Below are 21,828 nucleotides of genomic sequence, written 5' to 3'. Positions count from 1 at the left end.
CTCCAGCGTAGTCCCGATGCCTGGTGGGTGCGGCATCGTCCGGCCAGTGACCCCCAAGCGTTCACGCCTGGTCACGAGAGGTTCACAGGGGACCCGCGGCACGGCCCGCATCTGTCCTCTCGCGCTCGCGCACGTGAGCCTCGGTCTCGCGGATCCTGGCACGCAGCGCGCCCTCGAGATCGACCCCGTCGGCCTCCGCCCGTCGGACGAGCTCCATCAGCTCGTCAGCGTACGCGGCAGCATCCGTCCGCCCGCCCGACGACGTGCGCTCCTGGTCCTCGACCGCCGTCGTGCCCAGGGGGAGTCCGGCCCGACGGGCCCGCCCCACGACCTTCTGCGCGCGCGCCAGCGCACCCTGCGCGGCCGGGATGCCGTCGAGGACGCTCGCCCGCTGCTTCTCCGTGCGCTTGATCGCGTCCCACTGCGCGTGGAGGTCCTCGACCGGCGCGTCGCCGAAGACGTGCGGGTGGCGCCGGACGAGCTTGTCCGTGAGATCGCGTGCCACGTCGTCGAACGTGAACGGGTCGTCCGCGTCGTCCGCGGCGATCCGCGCGTGGAAGACGACCTGGAGCAGGACGTCGCCCAGCTCCTCCCGCATCCCCGGCCTGTCCCCAGTCTCGATCGCCTCGGCGAGCTCGTACGACTCCTCGAGCAGGTACCGCACGAGGCTCTCGTGCGTCTGCTCGGCGTCCCAGGGGCAACCGCCCGGCGAGTAGAGGCGATCCATCGCGGCCAGCAGGTCGGGCATCCCGGTCGTCGTCATCCGCCCACGGTAGCGACGCCGGCCCCGCACGCGCCCCGCCACACCGCGGTCAGATCCACAGCGTCCGCACAGCATCGCGACAGCATGGGTTCAGGACCTCTCCCTACGTTCTGCACATGTTCTTCACCTACCTCCGGCGCGAGCTGCGCCACCGCCGTCGTCAGACGGCCGTCGTCGCGATCGGGATGGCCGTGGCTGTCGCGCTCGTCATGGTCGTCAACTCCGTGTCCACCGGCGTGAGCGACGCCCAGGACGACGTCCTCGACTCCGTGTACGGGATCGGGACCGACATCACCGTCACCCAGACCGGCGCTCCGGGCGACCGCGCGCCGGGCCGTTTCGAGGTCGGTGCCGAGGACGGCGAGGTCGGCGAGGACGGCTCGCGCGCCTTCGCCCAGAACAACGTCGCCGTCGAGCGCGGCACGGCGTCTTTCGACGACGACGCGCTGACCACCGTCGCGCAGATCGACGACGTCGCCGCCACGACCGGGACGTTGACCCTCTCCAGCACGACGTTCTCCGGGGAGGTCCCCGACACGGCCGCGCTCCCCGAGGGCGCGGACGCCGGGGAACGCGGCCCAGGTCAGGGCCAGGGAGCCGCCGGCGGCCCTGACGGCGCCGGGGGCTCGGCCTTCTCCCTCGACACGTTCTCCGTGACCGGCGTCGACCCCGGCTCCGACGCGGTCGGGCCCCTGACTACCGTCTCCCTCGTCGACGGGCGCGCGCTCGGCACCGACGACTCCGCCGCGGGCGACGACGGGACTCCCGCCACCGTCACCGTGCTGGACGCGACGTACGCCGCCTCGGCCGACCTGGCCGTCGGCGACACCGTCACGGTGGGCGACGAGGACCTCGAGGTGATCGGGACCGTGGGGTCGACGACCGGCGACGGGGTCGCGACCGGATCCGACGCATACGTGACGCTCCCACTCGCACAGTCGCTCGCCGACCTCGACGGGCAGCTCACCGACGTGTACGTGCAGGCCGACTCCGCGACCGCCATCGACGCCGTCGCCGAGGACATCTCCGCGGCACTCCCTGAGGTCACGGTCTCGACCCAGTCCGACCTCGCCTCGTCGGTGACGGGATCTCTGGCCAGCGCCTCCGACCTCGTCTCGACCCTGGGCCTCTGGCTCTCGGTCGTCGTGCTGGTCGCGGCGGTCGGCATCGCGATCCTGCTGACCGTCTCGGGCGTCACCCGCCGGACGCGCGAGCTGGGGACCCTCAAGGCGCTGGGCTGGCCCGGCCGTCGGGTGGTCGGACAGGTCGCCGGCGAGTCCCTGGTGCAGGGTCTGCTCGGCGGAGCCGTCGGCCTGGTCCTCGGGCTGGTCGCGATCGCCGTCGTCAACGCTCTCGGCATCACGCTCTCCGGCACGACCGGCGGGTTCGCGATCGGGGGGCAGGAGCGCACCGGCGGTGGCCCCGGAACGGGCGCCGCGGGCGGTGGACCCGGGGCGGGCGCCGCGGGCGGTGGATCCGGGGCGGGCGAGGCGGCCAGCGGGCCGTTCGGGAACGCCGTCGACCAGGCGGCCGGAGCCGTCGACGTCGTCCTGCACGCCCCGGTCAGCCCGACCGTCGTCGCGATCGCGATCGGCATCGCCGTCCTGGGCGGACTGCTCGCGGGGATCGTCGGTGGTGCCCGTGCCGCACGACTGCGTCCCGCCGAGGCTCTGCGGAGCGTCGCATGAGCACGCCCGCGCCCACCACCGAAAGGACCACGATGTACGAGATCACCGACCTCACCAAGACCTACGCGGCCCAGGGGAGGACCGTCCGTGCGCTGGACGGCGTCTCCCTCAGGATCGGCGCGGGCGAGCTCGTCTCCGTCCAGGGCCCGACGGGCGGTGGGAAGTCGACGCTCCTGCAGATGCTCGGCGCGATGGACCGCCCGAGCAGCGGGACCGTCGTCCTCGACGGCACCGACCTCACGACCGCCTCGGACAGGGTTCTTGCCGAGGTCCGGGCCCGCACGATCGGGTTCGTGTTCCAGGGATTCAACCTGATCCCGACGCTCACGGCCCAGGAGAACGTGGAGACCGCCCTCGTCCCGGCCCGCGTACCCGGTGCCGAGCGTGCCGAACGGGCACGGGCGGCCCTCGCGTCGGTCGGACTCGGAGATCGGGGCCACCACCTGCCCGTCGAGCTCTCGGGCGGCCAGCAGCAGAGGGTCGCGATCGCGCGCGCACTGGTGAAGAACCCGGCCGTGCTGCTCGCGGACGAGCCGACCGGAAACCTGGACGAGGAGACGCGCGACGAGATCGTCGAGCTTCTCGAGGGCCTGTGGCATGACGGCCTGACGGTCGTGATGGTGACGCACGACTCCGCCGTGGCCCGGCGCGCGGAGCGCCGCCTGCGGATAGCCGGCGGGACCGTCAGCGAGCTGACGCCGGCCGCGCGGACCTGACCGCGGTCTCCCCTACGGCTGCGGCGACCCGACCGAGACCGTGAGGACGACGACGTCGTCCCCGCGGTCCTCGGCCCGGACCATCCGGTCCAGGAGCTCGTCGGCAGAGGCGGGATCCTGGTCACCCACGGACGACCGCAGCGCCTCGAGCCGGTCCCACAGCGGGACGGTCCGCGTCTCGACGAGCCCGTCCGTGTAGAGCACCAGGCGGTCCCCCGCCTCGAGATGCGCCGCACCGTCCGGCCGCTCACGGGTCGTCTCGATGCCGACCGGGAGGCCCGGCGTGGCCGCAAGGAAGCGCGCCTCACCGGCCGCCGTGCGCAGCAGGGGTGGTGGATGGCCGGCGAGCGACCACGTGAGCTCGCGCGAGCCGTCCGGGGCGGTCGGCGACACGATCGCCAGGACGATCGTCGCGACGGCCGCCATGCCGGTGCCGACCACGACGTCGTCGAGCCGCTCGAGCACCCGGGACGGGGCGTCGTCGTGCTCCCAGAGGAGCGTGCGGAGCGTCGAGCGGACCTGACCCATCTGGGACGCGGCGTTGATGTCGTGCCCGGTCACGTCCCCGACGACGAGCGCCACGCTGCCGTCGGTCCGCTCGAGGACGTCATACCAGTCGCCGCCGACCTCCTCGGTCACCGACGCCGGGGCGTACGCAGCGTCGACGGCCAGGCCCGTGGGCGTCGGAAGGTCCGTGAGCATCGCCGCCTGCAGGACGCTGGCGACCTCTCGGCGGTGCTCGAGGAGGTACGCACGCTCCAGTGCCAGCGCCGCGTTCCCGGCGAGCGCGACCGTCACCTCCTTCAGGTCCAGGGCGATCGGGACCGCGTCGCTCCAGCGCAGGGCGAGCGCGCCGTAGACGGCCCCCGGTGTGACGAACGGCAGGATCCACAGACCCTCGGCGCCCGCACCGAACTCGGCCAGGAGCGGGAACCGCTCGACCACGGTCGGCCCGTCCTCCAGGAAGACCTGCGACCGGTCACGGACGGCGCGGACGGCCGGGTACCGGTCGTCCTCGAGGTCCATGAACTCCCAGAGCTCCGCGGGCACCCCCGCAATCGGCTCGTGGACCGGCCAGTACAGGCTCTGGCGGTCGTCGGCGAGCAGCGCGACGGACGTGTGCACGACCCCGAGGATCGACGTGGCGCACCGCGCGACGGCGTCGACCACCTCGTCCACGAGCAGGGCGTCGAGGAAGGCCTCGCCCACCTCGCGCATGAGACTGGATATCAGCGCGGAGCGTTCGGCGCGGTCCCGCTCGGCCTGGACGCGCAGTGCCTCCCCGCGCAGACGGATCTCGGCCGTGCAGGACGCGGCGAGGTCGGCGAGCACCGACAGGTCGTTCGGCGTCCACTCGCGCGGATCCCGGTCGAAGGCACACAGTGCGCCCACGGTGCGGCCGTCGACGTCGTGCAACGGGTACCCCGCGTAGGCGACGACGTCCAGCTCGGTCACGACGGGCTGGGTGCGGAAGTACTCGTGCTCGCGCGCGTCCTCGATCACGAGCGGCGCGTCGGACGCGACGACGTGCGGGCAGTACGAGTGGGTGCGGTCGATCCGGCGGTGCTCGTCGACCGGGCCGCTCAGTCCCGTGGCCCCCGGCATCCGCACGCCGGTGTCGTCGAGGAACGACACGAGGGTCGCCGGCGCACCGAGGTACGCCTGCGCGAGGCGGGCATACCGCTCGAACGTCTCGTCCGAGGCGGTCGCGGCGACCGCTGAATCTTCAGGCACACACCAAGTATCACCGCTGCGCGGGGGTGCTCCGTCCCGTCGCCCCGACCTGGCTCGCCACGGAGACGTCCCCGAGGATCACGGCATCGATCAGCTGACGCGACCACTGCAGGATCTCCGAGCCCCGCAGCGGACGTCCACCGAGCCGCGAGGTCATCGGGAACGGCACGAGCACCGCCCGGATCGCCGGCTTGAGCACCGTGCCCGGGTAGAGCCTCCGCAGCCGGAGCTGCGCCGACTCCGCGAGGTCGACGGGCGCGAACCGCACGTACTTGCCCTGGGCCGTGATGTCGGCCAGACCCGCGCGACGCGCATGGTTGCGGAAGTCCGCGACGTCGAACAACGCCTGCACCATCTCCGGCGGCTTGCCATACCGGTCGACCAGCTCGGCCCGCACCTCCGCGAGCGCCGGCTCGTCCTGGGCCGTCGCGATCTTCTTGTACGCCTCGAGCCGGAGCCGCTCGTGGGCGATGTAGCCCTCCGGGATGTGCGCGTCGACGGGGAGCTCGATGGTGACCTCGGGCGCCTCGGCCTCCGCGTCGCCCTTGAAGGAGGCGACGGCCTCCCCCACCATCCGCACGTAGAGGTCGAAACCGACGCCGGCGATGTGGCCGGACTGCTCGCCGCCGAGCAGGTTGCCGGCGCCCCGGATCTCGAGGTCCTTCATCGCGATCTGCATGCCCGCACCCAGGTCGGTGTGCGCGGCCATCGTCGCGAGCCGGTCGTGCGCCGTCTCCGTCATCGGCTTCTCGGGCGGGTACAGGAAGTACGCGTACGCGCGCTCGCGGCCACGGCCGACGCGGCCACGCAGCTGGTGGAGCTGCGAGAGCCCGAGCTGGTCGGCACGCTCCAGGATCAGGGTGTTCGCGTTGGAGATGTCCAGGCCCGTCTCGATGATCGTCGTGCAGACGAGGACGTCGAGCTCCTTCTCCCAGAAGGCACGGATCACCCGGTCGAGCTGGTGCTCGTTCATCTTGCCGTGCGCGATCCCGATCCGGGCCTCCGGCACGAGCTCGTTCAGCCGTGCGGCCGTCCGCTCGATGGACTCGACCTTGTTGTGCACGTAGAAGACCTGACCCTCGCGCAACAGCTCCCGGCGCAAGGCGGCCGAGATCTGCTTCTCCTCGTACGCACCGACGTAGGTGAGGACCGGGTGCCGCTCCTCGGGCGGGGTCGCGAGCGTCGACATCTCGCGGATCCCCGTGACCGCCATCTCCAGGGTCCGCGGGATCGGCGTCGCACTCATCGCGAGGACGTCGACGTTGGTCCGCAGCTGCGTGAGCGTCTCCTTGTGCTCGACGCCGAACCGCTGCTCCTCGTCGATGATCACCAGGCCGAGGTCCTTGAACTTCACCGACCCGGTGATGAGGCGGTGGGTCCCGATGACGACGTCGACCGATCCGTCCCGGAGCCCCTCGACCGTCGCCTCGGACTCCTTGGGCGTCTGGAACCGCGACAGCGCCGCGACGTTGACGGGGAACCCCGCGTACCGCTCGGAGAACGTGTCGAAGTGCTGCTGGACGAGCAACGTCGTCGGCACGAGGATCGCCACCTGCTTGCCGTCCTGGACGGCCTTGAACGCCGCCCGGATCGCGATCTCCGTCTTGCCGTACCCCACGTCGCCGCAGACCAGGCGGTCCATCGGCACGGACTTCTCCATGTCCGCCTTGACCTCGTCGATGGTGCTGAGCTGGTCGGGCGTCTCGACGTAGGCGAACGCGTCCTCGAGCTCACGCTGCCAGGGCGTGTCCGGACCGTACGCGTGACCCTGCGTCGCCTGCCGTGCCGAGTAGAGACGGATCAGCTCGGAGGCGATCTCCTTGACGTGCTTGCGCGCCCGCGACTTGGTCTTCTGCCAGTCGGACCCACCCATCTTGTTCAGGCTGGGCGACTCACCACCGGTGTACTTGGTCACCTGGTCGAGCTGGTCCGTGGGGACGAACAGCCGGTCGCCCGGCTGGCCCCGCTTGGAGCTCGCGTACTCGACGACCATGTACTCGCGCGTCGCCGCGTTCGCCCCCGCGCCCATCGACCGCTGCACCAGCTCGATGAAGCGTCCGACGCCGTGCTGCTCGTGGACCACGAAGTCGCCCGTCTTGAGCGCCAGCGGGTCGACGATGTTGCGCCGCCGCGAGGGCATCTTGCGCATGTCCCGGGTGCTGGTGCCCGGACGGCCCGTGAGGTCGGCCTCGGAGAAGACCGCGAGCCGGAGGTCCGGCGCGACGAAGCCCGGGCGCAGTGCGGCAGGAGTGACCGAGACGACCCCGCCGTCCGGAGCGTCGGTGAGCTGTGGGACGAGCCGTGCCGCGCAGTCCGCGCCCGAGAGCTGCTCGACCATCCGCTGCGCGGGCCCGCTGCCCTCGGTGGTCATCACCAGACGCCAGCCGTCGCGCTGCAGGCGACGGACGTCGTCGAGCGCCCGCTGCAGGTCGCCGCGGTACGACTCGACCTCGCGTGCACCGACGACGAACGTGGTGCCGGTCTCGACAGGCTCGACCTGCGGAACGGCGGTGGTACCGGTCTCGACAGGCTCGACCGACGAGCCGTCGGTCGAGCCCGTCGAGACCCCGTCGGTCGAGCCCGTCGAGACCCCGTCAGGATCCATGCCGAACGCACTGAGCGTCCACCACCCGAGCCCGCGCCGCGCCGAGACGGCACGGACGTCGGCGAAGGTGTGGAAGGACGCTGCCGAGAGGTCGATCGGCGTCGATCCGCCCGCCGCCGCACCCGTCCACGCGGCGGCGAGGAACTCCTCGGTCGTCGCGACCAGGTCGTGCGCGCGCCGCCGCACCTTCTCGGACTCGTCGAGGACGAGCAGGGCGTCGTCGGGAACGAGGTCGAGGACCGGGACCATACGGTCGACCAGCACGGGGGCGAGCGACTCCATGCCCTCGACCGCGACGCCGCCGGCGATCCGGTCGAGCATCTCCGTGGCGGAGGGCAGCCGTTCGACGAGCGCGGCGGCACGCTGCCGCACGTCCTCGGTGAGCAGGATCTCGCGGCACGGCGGGGCCCAGACCCCGTGGTCGCAGACCTCGAGCGAGCGCTGGTCGGCCACCGAGAACCAGCGGATCTCGGAGGCCTCGTCGCCCCAGAACTCGACGCGCAGCGGGTGGTCCTCCGTCGGCGGGAAGACGTCGAGGATGCCCCCGCGGACCGCGAACTCGCCGCGGCGCTCGACCATGTCGACGCGCGTGTACGCCGCGGCGGTGAGGCGCTCGGCGACGTCGGTGAGATCTGCGGTCTGTCCCACGTGCAGCTCGACGGGCTCCAGCTCTCCCAACCCGTCGACCACGGGCTGCAGCAGCGCCCGCACCGGCATCACGAGGATGCGGATCGGCCCGGCCTGACCGCGCTCGGAAGTCGGGTGCGCGAGGCGGCGGAAGACGGCGATCCGCTTGGCGACGGTGTCGCTGCGCGGCGACAGGCGCTCGTGCGGGAGGGTCTCCCAGCTGGGGAGCACCGCGACGTCGTCGTACTCGGCGTCGGGCAGAAAGCTGCGGATGTTGGCGGCCATCTCGTCCGCCTCGCGCCCGGTGGCGGTGACGACGACGAGCGGGCGGCCCGTCTCCCTGGCCGACATCGCGGCGAGCAGGGGCGGACGTACGCCGGCCGGCCCGACGACGTCGACGGCGCCCCGGGAGCGCACCTCGGCGACCGCGGCGCGGACGCCCGCGTCCTCGAGCAGTGGCGCCAGCAGTCCGGTGAGGTCCATGTCAGCCCTTCGCGTGGAACGTTCCCTGAGCCGCGAGCAGGCCCTGGGTGACGACGGTCTCGACGGCGTCGGCCGCGTCGTCGAGGAGGAACGGAAGATCCTTGCGCTCCGCCGTCCCGAAGTCCTTCAGCACGTAGTCGGCGGTGTCCTGCCGACCGGGAGGACGACCGACGCCCGCCCGCACCCGAACATACTCCCGGGTGCCGAGAGCCTTCGAGATGTCACGCAGCCCGTTGTGACCGCCCTCGCCGCCGGCAGCCTTGAGCCGGATCGTCCCGAACGGGATGTCGACCTCGTCGTGGACGACGACGACGCGCTCCGGCGGGACGTCGTAGTACTTCGAGAGCGCGGAGACCGGCCCGCCCGACGTGTTCATGTACGTCAGCGGCTTGGCGAGCACCACCCGCGGCCCGGGGGCCCCGCCGGGCAGAGTGCCCAGGCGCGTCTCGGCGACGACGGCGTTGGCCCGGTGCGCCTTGAAGCTCGCGCCGCACCGGCTCGCGAGCTCGTCCAGCACCATCTGCCCGGCGTTGTGCCGGTTGCCTGCATACGTGGGGCCCGGGTTGCCCAGACCGACGACGAGCCACCGCTCGCTCATGCGCGCTCCTTCTCGGGTGCCCGTGATCGGGCGGCGACGACGAAACGCCCGGACCGTGCGGTCCGGGCGTTCGTCAGCGTACGTGCGGCGAGGATCAGGCCTCGTCGGCTGCGGGCGCCTCGTCCGCGGCGGCGTCCTCGTTCTCGGCGGCGACCTCGGCGCGCGGCACCGAGATCGTGACGACCGTGTGGGTCGGGTCCGTGACGAGCTCGGCACCCTCGGGGAGCGTGACGTCGCCGGCGGTGACGTTCGCGCCCTCCTCGAGACCCTCGATCGAGACCTCGACGAACTCGGGCAGGTTGGTGGCGTCCGCCTCGATCGTGAGCGACTGGCTCTCGACGACGTGGATCGTGCCCGGCGCGGACTCACCCGTGATGTGCACGTCGACCTCGACCTCGACCTTCTCGCCCTTGTTCACGACGAGGAAGTCGATGTGCTTGATGAAGCCGCGGATGGCCTCGCGCTGCACGTCCTTGGCGATCGCGAGCTGGCTGCCGCCGTCGACCTGGACCGCGAAGAGCGCGTTCGAGTGCTTCATCGCCATCATGGTCTGGTGGCCCTCGAGCGTGATGTGACGAGGAGCCTCGCCGTGGCCGTAGAGGACGGCGGGGATCTTGTCGGCACGACGGATGCGGCGGGCAGCGCCCTTGCCGAACTCGGTGCGGGTCTCGGCGTCAAGCTTGATCTCAGGCATGTGGATTACTCCTGCAATATGTGCGGGCCGAGAGCGAGTGGGAGCGCTCGGCAGTCATGAACGGCTGGGGAAAGCCGCCACGACGTGGCGGTTGCGTCGGCGTGGGACGCGCGACGGACGCTCGCAGCAGAGAAAGCTGACCGCCCAGTCGATCACGGAGCCGCACGGACCGGCAGTTCTTGGCCCGTCAGACGTCCCTCGCCGAGGCAACCTAGCCACTGTACCTGGCAGAAGGCCCCGAGCGAAACCGTGCGACGGCGTCTCAGCGGCGCGCTACTCGGCTCGCCGTGCGGCCCGGACCGTGTCGTCGTGCACCGACTCGGTCGACGACAGGAGGGGACTGGTCGGGCTCGTCCGGCCCTGGCGGTAGACCACACGGGCGTGGAAGACGAACCGCAGCAGGAACGCGACGGCGATCGTGACGGCCTGGGCGAGCACCGCGGGAACCGTCGTCGCCTCGACGATCCACACGAGGAACGGCAGACGGACCGCCGCCTCGGTGGCGTTGAACGAGAACGACTCCGCGAATCGCCGCCAGACCGACCGCCCCTCGCGCAGGTCGCGGAAGACGAACCGCTCCTGCAGCAGGAAGTTCCCGGTGATGGTCACCAGTGCGGCGACCACGGCCGCCCAGACGTAGACCACGCCGAGGGACATCAGGCCGGCCATGATGGCGAGGTTGAGGACCGCGCCGGTCGCACCGATGACGGCGAAGCGCGACATCCGGCCGAACCGCAGCGACGCGAGCTGGTGCAGGTAGTCCATGCCCTGGCGGACGTTCGCCTTCGAGTCACCGGCGTGCCGCTCGCCGAAGACGAACGGCTCCTCGACCACCTTGAGCCGGTTGCGCGTCAGCAGCTCGAGCAGGATCTTGAACCCGCGGGGTCGGAGCGCATCCATGTCGATCGAGGACCGGCGGATCGCGAAGAACCCGGTCATCGGGTCCGTGCAGTCGCGCAGGCGCACGGGGAACATCGACCGGGCGAGGGCGATCGAGCCGCGGGAGACGAGGTGGCGCACCCAGCCGCTCAGCCCGTCGGCCCTGCCGCCGCCGACGTAGCGGGAGGCCACCACGACGTCCGCCTGCGTCTGAGCACCTGTCTCGAGCAGCACCGGGATCATCTCCGGCGGGTGCTGCAGGTCCCCGTCCATCACCAGGCACCAGTCGGCCGTCGAGCTCTGGAAGCCCGCGACCACCGCGCCGCTCAGCCCGCCGACGGGGTCGTCCCGGTGGATCATCCGCACCGGGATCGACGACGTGGCCGCGACCCGTTCGATCTCCTCAGGGGTTCCGTCCGTCGAGTCGTCCACGAAGACGATCTCGGCGTCGTCGACGGGGACGACGTCCTCCACACGGCGCACCAGCGCCTCGACGTTCGGCTCTTCGTTGAACGTCGGGACGATCACGCTGACGCGCATGTGTCCTCCTCCGTCGACAGGCATGCCCCACTGTCACCCGTCGGCGCGACGAGGGTCAATGCGTGAGAACACCTACGTAGCATCCTCCACCCGATCGGCGGAGGCTTCCACCGGCGGGTGCGGTCAGGAGTTGCCGTCGAACAGCGAGGTCACGGAACCGTCGTCGAAGACCTCGCGGATCGCGCGGGCGATCAGCGGGGCGATGGACAGGACGGTCAGCTGGGAGAAGCGCTTCTCCGGTGCGATCGGCAGCGTGTCGGTGATGACGACCTCGCTCGCCCCGCACTCCGACAGCCGCTGAGCGGCCGGGTCGGAGAGCACGCCGTGGGTGGCGGCGACGATCACCGAGTTCGCGCCGGCAGCCTTGCAGACCTTCACGGCCTCCGAGATGGTGCCGCCGGTGTCGATCAGGTCGTCGACGAGCACGCAGTCGCGGCCCTCGACGTCGCCGACGACGCGGTTGGCGACCGACTGGTTCGGCCGGGTCACGTCGCGGGTCTTGTGCACGAACGCCAGCGGCCCGCCGCCGAGACGCGCGGCCCACTGCTCGGCCACACGGATACGGCCGGCGTCCGGGGAGACGACGGTGACGTTGTTGGTGTCGACCCGGGTACGGACGTAGTCCGTCAGGATCGGCATCGCCCACAGATGGTCGACCGGCCCGTCGAAGAACCCCTGGGTCTGCGCGGCGTGCAGGTCGACGCTCATCAGACGGTCCGCACCGGCGGTGGTGAAGAGGTCGGACATGAGGCGGGCCGAGATCGGCTCGCGCCCGCGGTGCTTCTTGTCCTGGCGGCCGTACCCGTAGAACGGCTGCACCACGGTCACGGTCTTCGCCGAGGCACGCTTGGCGGCGTCGACCATGAGCAGCTGCTCCATGATCCACTGGTTGATCGGCGACGTGTGGCTCTGCAGCACGAACACGTCCGCGCCGCGCACCGACTCGCCGAACCGCACGTAGATCTCGCCGTTGGCGAAGTCGTAGGCGCTGGTGGGCAGCAGCTCGATGCCGAGCTCCTGAGCGACGTCCTGCGCCAGCTCGAGGTGTGCACGGCCGGAGACGAGGACGAGCGAGCGTTCGCTCGTACCGGGGAGCATGGTGGTCATCGTGCGTCAGGCCCTTCGCTGAGTCCGTCAAGGGTGGCGACACCGGGGCTGGGGGGCGGGGGTGTCGGCTTGTCCGCGGCGGCGGCCGCCGCTGCGGTGCGTCCAGCGTGCTCGGCCTGCGCCTGTGCGCCCAGGACCGACGTCGCGCCGTCTTCCGTGTCTCCCGCGAGAGCCGCGGTGGCGGCCTCGGCGGCGGCAGTTCCGGGGCGGCGGCGTGCCACCCACCCCTCGATGTTGCGCTGCGAGCCGGCGCTGACGCCGAGCGCGCCGGAGGGGACGTCGCGGCGGATCACGGAGCCTGCTGCCGTGTAGGCACCGTCTCCGACCGTGACGGGGGCGACGAACATGTTGTCCGCACCCGTGCGGGCGTGCGAGCCGATCACCGTGCGGTGCTTCTTCACGCCGTCGTAGTTGACCGTGATCGACGCGGCACCGACGTTCGTGTGCTCGCCGATCGTGGCGTCCCCGACGTACGAGAGGTGCGGAACCTTGGACCCCTCGCCGATCTCGGCGTTCTTCGTCTCGACGAACGTCCCGATCTTGCCGTTCTTGCCGAGGTCGGTCCCGGGGCGCAGGAAGGCGAAAGGCCCGACGCTGGCACCCTCGCGGATCACCGCGAGCGACCCGTGGGTCCGCACGACGGTGGCGTTCAGGCCGACCTCGACGTCGGTGAGCGTCGTGTCCGGGCCGATGACGGCGCCCGTGGCGACCTTGGTGGCCCCGTGCAGCTGGGTGCCGGGCAGGATCGTGACGTCCTGGGCCAGGTCGACGTCGACGTCGATCCAGGTGGTGGCCGGGTCGACGACGGTGACGCCGGCCGCCATCCAGCGGTCCAGCACCCGACGGTTCATCTCGGCGCCGAGTGCCGCCAGCTGGCGGCGGTCGTTGACGCCCTCGACCGTCATCGGGTCCGGGGCGACGACGGCGCGCACGGCACCGCCGGCGTCGCGGGCGATCTCGAGGACGTCGGGCAGGTAGACCTCGCCCTGCGCGTTGTCGCTGCCGAGGCTGCCCAGGGCGTCGCGGAGCACCGCGGCGTCGAAGACGTAGATCGACGAGTTGATCTCGCGGATCTCGCGCTCGACCTCGGTGGCGTCCTTGTGCTCGACGATCCGCACGACGTCGCCCGTCGAGTGGTCGCGCACGATCCGTCCGTAGCCGGTCGAGTCCTCGACGACGGTGGTGAGGACGGTCACGGCGCTCGACTCGGCGTGGTGGGCGGCGAGAAGGTCCGCGAGGACGTCGCCGTCGACGAGCGGCGTGTCACCGGCGACCACGACGACCGCCCCGGCGAGCCCTCGGCCCGCGCCGCGACCCTCCTGGCCCTCCGGAATCCCCTCGGCGGCCGCAGCCGCGAGGGCGCGGGCGTCGAGCTCGGCCATCGCGCACTGCACGGCCCGCCCGGTGCCCGGTATCTCGTCCTGGTCGACGATCACCGTCTCCGGTGCGAGCGCGAGGACGTGGTCGGCCACGGCCTCGCCCTGGTGGCGGACGACGACGGCGAGCCGCTCCGGGTCGAGGCTCCGAGATGCTGCGACGACGTGCCCGACGAGGGAACGACCGCCCACCTCGTGAAGCATCTTCGGGACGGCGGACCGCATCCGGGTTCCCTGGCCTGCAGCAAGTACGACGACCGCTGCGGGGGGTGGTGCGCTGGTCACATGAGCTCCCATCGACGACTGTGATGCACGCTCCGCCCCCAGGACTCGAACCTGGACCATGGGCACCAAAAACCCGTGTGCTGCCGATTACACCAAGGCGGACCGGACGGCGAACGTCCTCCCCTAGTCTGCCAGGTCTCGACGAGTGCGCCGGACAACCCCGGCCCCCACCAGGCTCCTACGGCATCATGGGGACGTGGCATCCGAATCGAAGCGTCCCGTCCGCTCCCGCATGACTGCCAGTCAACGCCGTGAACAGCTGATCTCGGTCAGCCGCGTGCTGTTCGCGGAGAAGGGTTTCGACGGGACGAGCGTCGAGGAGATCGCCTCGCGCGCCGGGGTCTCCAAGCCGGTCGTCTACGAGCACTTCGGGGGCAAGGAGGGGATCTACGCCGTCGTGGTCGACCGCGAGGTGCAGGCCCTGACGGGTGTCCTCACGGGTGCTCTCGAGGCGGGCGGGCACCCCAAGATCCTGCTGGAGCGCACGGCGCTCGCGCTCCTGGAGTACATCGAGACGTCCGAGGACGGGTTCCGGATCCTCGTCCGCGACTCCCCCGTGGCGCAGGCGACCGGCACGTTCTCGAGCCTGATCGGCGACGTCGCGACACAGGTCGAGCATCTGCTCGCGGACCAGTTCAAACGGCGCGGGCTGAGCCCGGCCAGCTCGCCCCTCTACGCACAGATGCTCGTGGGCATGGTCGCCCTCACGGGGCAGTACTGGTTGGACGTGCGTAAGCCGAAGAAGACCGAGGTGGCGGCACACCTCGTCAACCTGGCGTGGAACGGACTGTCGGGGATGGAGCGGAAACCGACGCTGACCGGCGAGCCGCTCGGGCCCGAGGTCCGCGGCTGACGGTCCACAGGCGCCGGACGACGGGTTTGCCTCACCACCGGCACATGGTTGGATCCGTGGCATGGGCACCCTCGAGATCGACGGCCTCACCAAGAGCTACGGCAGCCGGAAGGCGCTGAGAGGGACGTCGTTCGACGTCCGCTCGGGCGAGATCTTCGGCTTCGTCGGCTCGAACGGCGCCGGGAAGTCGACCACCATGCGGATCGTGCTCGGCGTCCTGATGCCCGACGCGGGCGAGGTCCGCTGGGCGGGCCGTCCCGTGGACCACGCCCTCCGACGTCGCATCGGCTACATGCCGGAGGAGCGGGGCCTCTACCCCAAGATGAAGGTGGGCGAGCAGCTCGTCTACCTCGCCCGGCTGCACGGCCTGTCCAAGGCCGAGTCCGTCGCCTCGATGGAGCGCTGGACCAGCACGCTGGGTGTCGACGAGCGCCGCGACGACGAGGTGCAGAAGCTCTCCCTCGGCAACCAGCAGCGCGTGCAGCTCGCGGCCGCCCTCGTGCACGACCCCGAGATCCTGGTGCTCGACGAGCCGTTCTCCGGTCTCGACCCGGTGGCGGTCGACGTGATGAGCGGCGTCCTGCGCGAGCGCGCCCACGCGGGCGTCCCGGTGCTGTTCTCCTCCCACCAGCTCGAACTCGTCGAGGCGCTGTGCGACCGCGTCGGCATCATCGCCGCCGGCGCGATGGACGCCGTCGGCACCGTCGAGGAGCTCCGCAGCATCGGAAACCCTCAGTGGGTGGTCGACGTGCCGGGCACGGGCGACGCGTCGACGCCGGCCTGGGTCCCCGACGACGTCCGCGTCGTCGGGCGGTCGGGGTCGCGGATCACGTTCGAGCCCCGCACGCCCGGCTCGGAGCAGACCGTGCTGCGCGCCGCACTCGCCCAGGGTGACGTCACCGAGTTCGCCCGCGTGCGCCGCCCGCTGACCGAGCTGTACCGCGACGTCGTGCGCGTGGACGCCGACCGCCCGACCGACCCGACCACCGCCACGGAGGCCTCCGCATGAGCGACCGCACCTGGCCCGCGATCCGACTCGTCGCGAGCCGTGAGATCCAGCGCCTGCTGCACTCCAAGGCGTACATCGTCACCACCGTGCTCCTCGTGGCAGCCGTGGTGCTCGGGCCGGTCGCGCTCTCGCTCGTCGGCGGGGACGACGAGGGCCAGCAGGTCGGGTTCACGCCGGCGGCGTCGTCGCTGACGGCGGGCGTCGAGTCCGCGAGCGCCGCCGGCGGCACGGACATGACGACGAGCGCGGTCGAGGACCGAGCCGCCGGGGAGCAGGCGGTGACCGACGGTGACCTCGACGCCCTGGTCGACGTCACGGGCGCGGGCACGGAGATCGTCGTCGACTCGTCCGTCGACCCGGCCCTCGAGGCGACGGTCGCGGCGGTCTCGCAGCAGCAGACCCTCACGGCCGCGATCGAGGAGCTGGGCGGGGACCCGGCGGCCGTGACCGGCAGCGTCGCGGAGTCGGCGCCGACCGTGACCGCGCTCGACGCCGAGGACGAGTTCGACCCCGCAGGTTTCATCTCGGCGCTGGCCACGGGGATCCTCATCTTCGTCGCGATCATGACCTCCGGGCAGCTGATCGCGCAGGGTGTGGTCGAGGAGAAGCAGAGTCGCGTCGTCGAGATCCTGCTCTCCACGCTCAGGCCGTGGCAGCTCATGGTGGGCAAGGTCGCGGGCATCGGGCTGGTGGCCCTCGTCCAGGTGGTGCTCGTCGTCGGCGCCGGTGCGGGCACGGCGGTCGCGCTCGATCTCGTCGACCCCGACGTGGTGGACCTCGGGGCGACCGCCGCGTGGGCCGTCGTGTGGTTCCTCATCGGGTTCGTCACGTACGCGTTCGCGCTGGGCGGCGCCGCCTCGCTGGTCTCGCGCCAGGAGGACGTCGGCGCCGTGCTGGCCCCGTTCACCGCACTGATGATGGTGCCGTACATCGTGGGCGTCTCGATCGCCCCCTACGCCCCGGACAGCCCCGTCGTCACCTGGCTCTCCCTGGTGCCGTTCTGCTCGCCCCTGCTGATGCCGGTACGGATGGCCGTCGGAGGCGTCGCTGGCTGGGAGGTCGCCGTCTCGGTCGGGCTCGCGCTCGCGACGATCCCGGTCGTGATCTGGCTGGCGAGCCGGATCTACGCGGGCGCGGTGCTCAGCAGCGGCGCTCGGATCAAGGTGAAGGACGCCCTGCGCGCCGCATAGGCACTGTCAAGACTCTTGACATCAAGAGACCTGGGTTAGGCTCACCCGCATGGACACGCACGCAGCGGGGGCCGACGAGGTCGACCGCATCGTCGACGCCTGGCAGCGCGAACGCCCGGACCTGGACGTCGAACCCCTGACCGTGTTCTCGCGCGTCTCTCGCCTCGCGCGCCACCTCGACCTCGCACGACGCAGCGCGTTTGCCCGCGAGCAGCTCGAGACGTGGGAGTTCGACGTCCTGTCGGCCCTGCGCCGGTCGGGCGACCCGTACCGGCTCTCCCCCGGGGCGCTGATCACCCAGACCCTCGTGACCAGCGGCACCATGACCAACCGCATCGACCGGCTCGAGGCGCGTCGCTTCGTCGAACGCCACCGGTCCCCCGACGACCGCCGCGGGGTGCTCGTCCAGCTCACGCCCGAGGGGCGCGCCCGCGTCGATGCCGCTATGAGCGACCTCCTCGACGTCGAGTCCCGGATCCTCGACGCCCTGGACCCGGCCGAGCGCCCGCGGCTCGCGGACCTGCTGCGCACCGTCGTCGGACAGTTCGACGGCTGACCCGCCCACCACCGGTCGATCCCCACGACTGCCGCCCGGCGGCGTCCATGGGCTCCTCCTGGCTGCCGTCCTCCTCTACGCCCTCAACCTGCGCGCACCCATCACTGCGCTCGCCCCGGTGGTCGACGACGTCGCGGCGGGCCTGGGTCTGTCCGCCGCCGGGGTCGGGGTCCTGACGGGGCTGCCCGTCCTCTGCTTCGCGGTCGCCGCTCCCGCGGCCTCGGCCCTGATCGAGCGCCTCGGCATCGAGAAGGTCGTCTCCCTCTCGCTCCTGACGATCCTGCTCGGCACGATCCTGCGGTCGTCGGGCTCGTTCGCGGGAGCGGTCGTCGGTACCACCCTCATCGGCGTGGCGATCACGGCGGGCAACATCGCGGTCCCGACCGTCATCCGCCGCGACTTCCCCGGGTCCGCGAGCACCGTCACGGGCATGTACACGTCCGCGCTCAACATCGGCTCCGTGTTCGCGACGGCGCTCACGGCACCGCTGGCCGAGGCCGTCGGCTGGCAGTGGGCACTCGTCGCCTGGACCGTGCTGGTCCCGGTCGCCTGGATCCCCTGGCGGCTCGCCGCACGGCAGCGTGCCGAGCAGGTCGGGGCCGTGCAGCCCCCACGCCTCGCCCCGGTCGACGCGGAGACCGGGTCGGTGCTGCGTCGGCCGATGACGTGGATCCTCGCGGTGATGTTCGGCGGCCAGTCCTTCGGGTACTTCGCGGCGACCGCGTGGATGCCGTCCCTGCTGCAGGACGTCCTCGGCATCGGGGCCGGCGCTGCCGGGGGCGCGGCGTCGCTCTTCCAGCTCTTCGCGGTGGCCGGGGCTCTCGGTGTCCCCCTGGCCCTCGGGCGCGGGGTCGGTGCACGGCCCGTGTTCGTGGTGATCGCCGCCGCATGGGTCGCGCTCCCTGTCGGCCTGCTGGTCGCCCCGGCCTTCTGGCCCCTCTGGGTCGGGCTCGCCGGCGCCGCCCAGGGCGGCAACTTCACGGTGATCTTCACGGTGATCGTGCAGCGCGCCCGGACCGTCGGCGAGGCTCGGCAGACCTCCGCCGTCGTGCAGACCGTCGGCTACGCGATCGCCGCGACGGGGCCGTCGCTCTTCGGTGCCGCGCACGAGGCCTCGGGAGGCTGGACGGCGTCCCTGCTCCTGCTGCTCGGCGTGCTCCTGGTCATGACGGCCGCCGGCCTGCTCGCCACCCCGCGCGAGGGCACGAGTCGATGACGATGTCGGTCACGCCGGGACAGCGGCACCGCGCCTCGCTACGTTGAGCGCATGACACGGATCGTCGCGGTCGCGAGCGTCCTGGCCGTCGTGGCCGTCGTGGCGTGCACGCTGACGGCCTGCAGCGCCTCCCCCGGTGACTGCCTGCCCGAGCCGCTCGAGGTCTCGTCGACGACCGTGGCCCCGGGCGAGGGCGTGATCGTCAGCAGCCCCGCCGCGGCGTGTGCGACGGGCACCGACCGCACGTACACCCTGGTGCTGCACAGCGAGGTCCTGACCGACACGTCGACCGAGCCCGTCGTCACCGACGTCGCGGCGGACGGCAGCTTCTCGACGGAGATTCCCGTCCCGAGCGCCTTCCCCGGCGGACCGGCGTCCTTGGTCGTCTCCGGCAGCACGTTCGACGAGTGCAGCGACGAGGGCTCGTGCGCCGCCTACCAGACCGAGGTCGAGATCAGGCCATAGCGCGTTCCGGTCCGAGCGGGGTCGGCGACGAGGTTCATGACGGGGGCCGAGCGTCGGCGCTCTCGCCCGCGCGAGCCAGGTCGGCTGCTCGCTCGCGCAGCAGGACGACCACGACCGAGGCCACGAAGCCGACGATCCCGGCGAGCAGCAGCCCGTAGGCGAGGACCGACCAGTGCTCCTCGGTCCCCGGGGGCCGGCCGGGAAGGTGGTCGTTGTCGATGATCACTCCGAACGCCCACCACTGGTAGAGCACGGCCAGACAGACCACCAGGCCGGAGCCGATCAGCACGCACCGGGTGGTCACCGTATGTGCGTCCGACCGCAGCAGGATCCGGCCGACGCCGGTGACCGAACCGACGAAGAGCAACGGGAACAGCACGCCGGAGACGAACGCGGCCACCGCGAGCACGGCGACGACCGTCCACGCGAGCACCGCGCCGCTCGTCCCGCGCTCCCCCGACAGCACGAGCCAGACCGCCGCGGGACGACGTCGAGGCTCCGGCTTCGGACTTTGCGGTTCGTCGGCGGTCACGGCGCAACTCTAGTGGTAGATCACAGTTGTCTGCCGAAGATCTCAGCCCGCGACGTCGGCCGCGAGCATCCACTCCTCCTCGAGCGACTCCTTCTCGGTGGCCAGCGCGCGCAGCTCCTCGTTCAGCGCCGTCACGGCGGCGTGGTCCGTCGCCTGCTCGGCCATCTTCGTGTGCAGCTTGGCCTCGGCCTCCGAGATCCGCTGCAGACGACGCTCGATCCGGGCGATCTCCTTCTTCGCCGCACGGACCTCCGCCGGTGTCGGGCCCGCGGCCTCGGCGGGCTCGGAGGCGGACGCGGCGGGCGCGGCGGCTGCCGCCGTGGACGCGTCCCCCGACGCCCCCACCCCGTCGGCGCGCATCTGCAGGTACTGCTCGACGCCCCCGGGCAGGTCACGGATCGAGCCGTCCCCGAAGAGGGCCACCTGACGGTCGGCCACGCGTTCCAGCAGGTACCGGTCGTGCGAGACCACGATCAGCGTCCCCGGGTACCCGTCGAGCAGGTCCTCGAGCGCGGCGAGCGTGTCGGTGTCGAGGTCGTTCGTCGGCTCGTCGAGCAGCAGCACGTTGGGCTCCGCGACCAGCAGTCGCAGCAGCTGCAGCCGGCGGCGCTCCCCTCCGGAGAGCTCGCGGACGGCGGTGTGCGCGCGGTCGCGCGTGAACCCGAGCTTTTCGGTCAGCTGCCCCGCGGTGAGCTCCTTGCCGTCGACGACGACCGTCCCCTGCTCCCGCTCGAGCACCTCGACAGGCTTGAGGTGCCCGACGTCGTCCAGCTCGGCGACGTCCTGCGTCAGCTCGGCCACGACGACGGTCTTGCCCCGCTTCACCCTGCCCTCGTCCGGCTGTCGACGCCCCGCGAGAAGCGCGAGGAGCGTCGTCTTGCCCGCGCCGTTGACCCCGACGACGCCGTACCGGTCCCCAGGCCCGAGGCGCCACGTCACGTCGTCGAGGAGCGTCCGCTCGCGCTCGGCCTCGGTGCGCGGCTGGACGCGGACGGTGACGTCCTCGAGGTCCAGCACGTCCTTGCCGAGCCGCTTGGTCGCCGTCCGGGTCAGCTCCATCGAGTCGCGCGGCGGCGGCTCGTCGTCGATCAGGGCGGCCGCGGCGTCGAGCCGGAACTTCGGCTTCGACGTCCGGGCCGGGGCGCCGCGCTTGAGCCAGGCGAGCTCCTTGCGCAGCAGGTTGTTGCGCTTCTCCGCGACGACGGCGGCCGCCCGGGCACGCTCGGCGCGCGCCAGGATGTAGGCGGCGTACCCGCCGTCGTAGGCGTCGATCTCGCCGTCGCCGCGCACCTCCCAGGTGCGCTCGCACACGGCGTCGAGGAACCAGCGGTCGTGGGTGACGACGACGAGCGCCCCGCGGGCACCGGGGCGGCCGTAGCGGCGTGCCAGGTGGTCGGCGAGCCAGGCGACCCCCTCGACGTCGAGGTGGTTGGTCGGCTCGTCCAGCAGCAGCACGTCGGGGTCGTCGACGAGCAGCGCCGCGAGCGCCACCCGACGCCGCTGCCCGCCGGACAGGTGCGTGGCCGGTGCGTCGAGGTCGAGGTCGGCCAGCAGCCCCTCGTGCACCGAGCGGATCCCGGCGTCCGAGGCCCACTCGTGGGTCTGGGCAGATCCGTGGACGAGGTCGCGGATGGTGGCGCCGGCGGGCGACTCGTCACGCTGGACGAGCATCGAGACGCGGGTTCCCCCGGCGGTCGTGACACGGCCCGCGTCCGGCGCCTGGGTGCCGCCGAGGAGACGGAGCAGCGTCGACTTGCCGGCACCGTTGGGTCCGACGACGCCGATCCGGTCGCCGTCGTCGAGCCCGAGGGAGATGCCGTCGAGCAGGGTGCGGGTGCCGACGGTCAGTGAGATGCCGTCGGCGCCGAGCAGGTGAGCCATGCGTGTCCGTCCTGGTGGTGGTGAGTGGTCG

Annotated in this window: 18 protein-coding genes, 1 tRNA gene and 1 pseudogene; 8 read left to right on the top strand and 12 right to left on the bottom strand. The window is 71.9% G+C overall.

The genetic code is table 11. The annotated features are described in order from the left end of the window. Positions 1-82 precede the first annotated feature (82 nt). On the bottom strand, positions 83-763 hold the full coding sequence (locus Q343_RS0107850) for a nucleoside triphosphate pyrophosphohydrolase (RefSeq protein ID WP_043109779.1): 681 nt from the start codon (positions 761-763) through the stop codon (positions 83-85). Between the two features lie 116 nt (positions 764-879). Here Q343_RS0107850 and Q343_RS0107845 point away from each other — a divergent pair, with 116 nt between their 5' ends. Next, complete coding sequence (locus tag Q343_RS0107845) at positions 880-2,451, top strand: ABC transporter permease (protein WP_029253031.1); 1,572 nt, start codon at positions 880-882, stop codon at positions 2,449-2,451. A 32-nt stretch (positions 2,452-2,483) separates the two neighbouring features. Further along, a complete protein-coding gene (locus Q343_RS0107840) occupies positions 2,484-3,167 on the top strand; it encodes an ABC transporter ATP-binding protein (RefSeq protein WP_029253030.1) in 684 nt (227 codons plus the stop codon). Between the two features lie 12 nt (positions 3,168-3,179). Here the strand turns inward: Q343_RS0107840 and Q343_RS0107835 are convergent, their stop codons facing one another. From Q343_RS0107835 to Q343_RS0107800, 8 genes are all read right to left on the bottom strand, one after another. Continuing rightward, entirely contained in the window at positions 3,180-4,901 is a 1,722-nt protein-coding gene (locus tag Q343_RS0107835; RefSeq protein ID WP_029253029.1) for a GAF domain-containing SpoIIE family protein phosphatase, read from the bottom strand. Positions 4,902-4,911: 10 nt separating this feature from the next. Next, complete coding sequence (mfd, locus tag Q343_RS0107830) at positions 4,912-8,616, bottom strand: transcription-repair coupling factor (RefSeq protein ID WP_029253028.1); 3,705 nt, start codon at positions 8,614-8,616, stop codon at positions 4,912-4,914. Position 8,617: 1 nt separating this feature from the next. Continuing rightward, positions 8,618-9,214: an aminoacyl-tRNA hydrolase gene (pth, locus tag Q343_RS0107825; protein ID WP_029253027.1), complete on the bottom strand. Its 597-nt coding sequence runs from the start codon at positions 9,212-9,214 to the stop codon at positions 8,618-8,620. A 94-nt stretch (positions 9,215-9,308) separates the two neighbouring features. Next, positions 9,309-9,908, bottom strand: a complete 600-nt coding sequence (locus Q343_RS0107820) for a 50S ribosomal protein L25/general stress protein Ctc (protein ID WP_029253026.1) — start codon at positions 9,906-9,908, stop codon at positions 9,309-9,311. 273 nt (positions 9,909-10,181) lie between these two features. Further along, complete coding sequence (locus tag Q343_RS0107815; protein WP_029253025.1) at positions 10,182-11,327, bottom strand: glycosyltransferase; 1,146 nt, start codon at positions 11,325-11,327, stop codon at positions 10,182-10,184. A gap of 123 nt (positions 11,328-11,450) precedes the next feature. After that, positions 11,451-12,434, bottom strand: a complete 984-nt coding sequence (locus tag Q343_RS0107810) for a ribose-phosphate diphosphokinase (RefSeq protein ID WP_029253024.1) — start codon at positions 12,432-12,434, stop codon at positions 11,451-11,453. After that, positions 12,431-14,107: a bifunctional UDP-N-acetylglucosamine diphosphorylase/glucosamine-1-phosphate N-acetyltransferase GlmU gene (gene glmU / locus Q343_RS0107805; RefSeq protein WP_043109777.1), complete on the bottom strand. Its 1,677-nt coding sequence runs from the start codon at positions 14,105-14,107 to the stop codon at positions 12,431-12,433. The genes Q343_RS0107810 and glmU overlap by 4 nt, the downstream gene beginning before the upstream one ends. A gap of 18 nt (positions 14,108-14,125) precedes the next feature. Next, positions 14,126-14,197: transfer RNA gene (locus Q343_RS0107800), tRNA-Gln, on the bottom strand. A gap of 130 nt (positions 14,198-14,327) precedes the next feature. On the opposite strand from Q343_RS0107800, the gene Q343_RS0107795 reads away from it, so the two are divergent. From Q343_RS0107795 to Q343_RS0107770, 6 genes are all read left to right on the top strand, one after another. After that, positions 14,328-14,948, top strand: a complete 621-nt coding sequence (locus Q343_RS0107795) for a TetR/AcrR family transcriptional regulator (RefSeq protein WP_043109775.1) — start codon at positions 14,328-14,330, stop codon at positions 14,946-14,948. Positions 14,949-15,009: 61 nt separating this feature from the next. Further along, positions 15,010-15,957, top strand: coding sequence for an ABC transporter ATP-binding protein (locus Q343_RS0107790; protein WP_029253021.1), 948 nt, complete (start codon positions 15,010-15,012; stop codon positions 15,955-15,957). Continuing rightward, a complete protein-coding gene (locus Q343_RS0107785; RefSeq protein ID WP_029253020.1) occupies positions 15,954-17,147 on the top strand; it encodes an ABC transporter permease in 1,194 nt (397 codons plus the stop codon). The genes Q343_RS0107790 and Q343_RS0107785 overlap by 4 nt, the downstream gene beginning before the upstream one ends. Before the next feature lie 49 nt (positions 17,148-17,196). Then, on the top strand, positions 17,197-17,703 hold the full coding sequence (locus tag Q343_RS0107780) for a MarR family winged helix-turn-helix transcriptional regulator (protein WP_029253019.1): 507 nt from the start codon (positions 17,197-17,199) through the stop codon (positions 17,701-17,703). A gap of 28 nt (positions 17,704-17,731) precedes the next feature. After that, positions 17,732-18,919, top strand: coding sequence for an MFS transporter (locus Q343_RS0107775; protein ID WP_029253018.1), 1,188 nt, complete (start codon positions 17,732-17,734; stop codon positions 18,917-18,919). A 51-nt stretch (positions 18,920-18,970) separates the two neighbouring features. Beyond that, positions 18,971-19,384: a hypothetical protein gene (locus Q343_RS0107770; protein ID WP_029253017.1), complete on the top strand. Its 414-nt coding sequence runs from the start codon at positions 18,971-18,973 to the stop codon at positions 19,382-19,384. 34 nt (positions 19,385-19,418) lie between these two features. Here the strand turns inward: Q343_RS0107770 and Q343_RS0107765 are convergent, their stop codons facing one another. From Q343_RS0107765 to Q343_RS15745, 3 genes and pseudogenes are all read right to left on the bottom strand, one after another. Continuing rightward, positions 19,419-19,916: a hypothetical protein gene (locus Q343_RS0107765; protein WP_155990679.1), complete on the bottom strand. Its 498-nt coding sequence runs from the start codon at positions 19,914-19,916 to the stop codon at positions 19,419-19,421. A gap of 42 nt (positions 19,917-19,958) precedes the next feature. Continuing rightward, positions 19,959-21,305 (bottom strand): ABC-F family ATP-binding cassette domain-containing protein, encoded by a 1,347-nt coding sequence (locus Q343_RS0107760; protein ID WP_428829344.1) that lies wholly within the window; start codon positions 21,303-21,305, stop codon positions 19,959-19,961. Continuing rightward, positions 21,306-21,797 (bottom strand): annotated as a pseudogene (locus Q343_RS15745) (ATP-binding cassette domain-containing protein); the annotation flags it as partial. Positions 21,798-21,828 lie beyond the last annotated feature (31 nt).

The organism is Paraoerskovia marina DSM 21750 (genome assembly GCF_000701465.1).
Classification (GTDB): domain Bacteria; phylum Actinomycetota; class Actinomycetes; order Actinomycetales; family Cellulomonadaceae; genus Paraoerskovia; species Paraoerskovia marina.
This window is presented reverse-complemented; position numbering and strand designations above follow the sequence as displayed.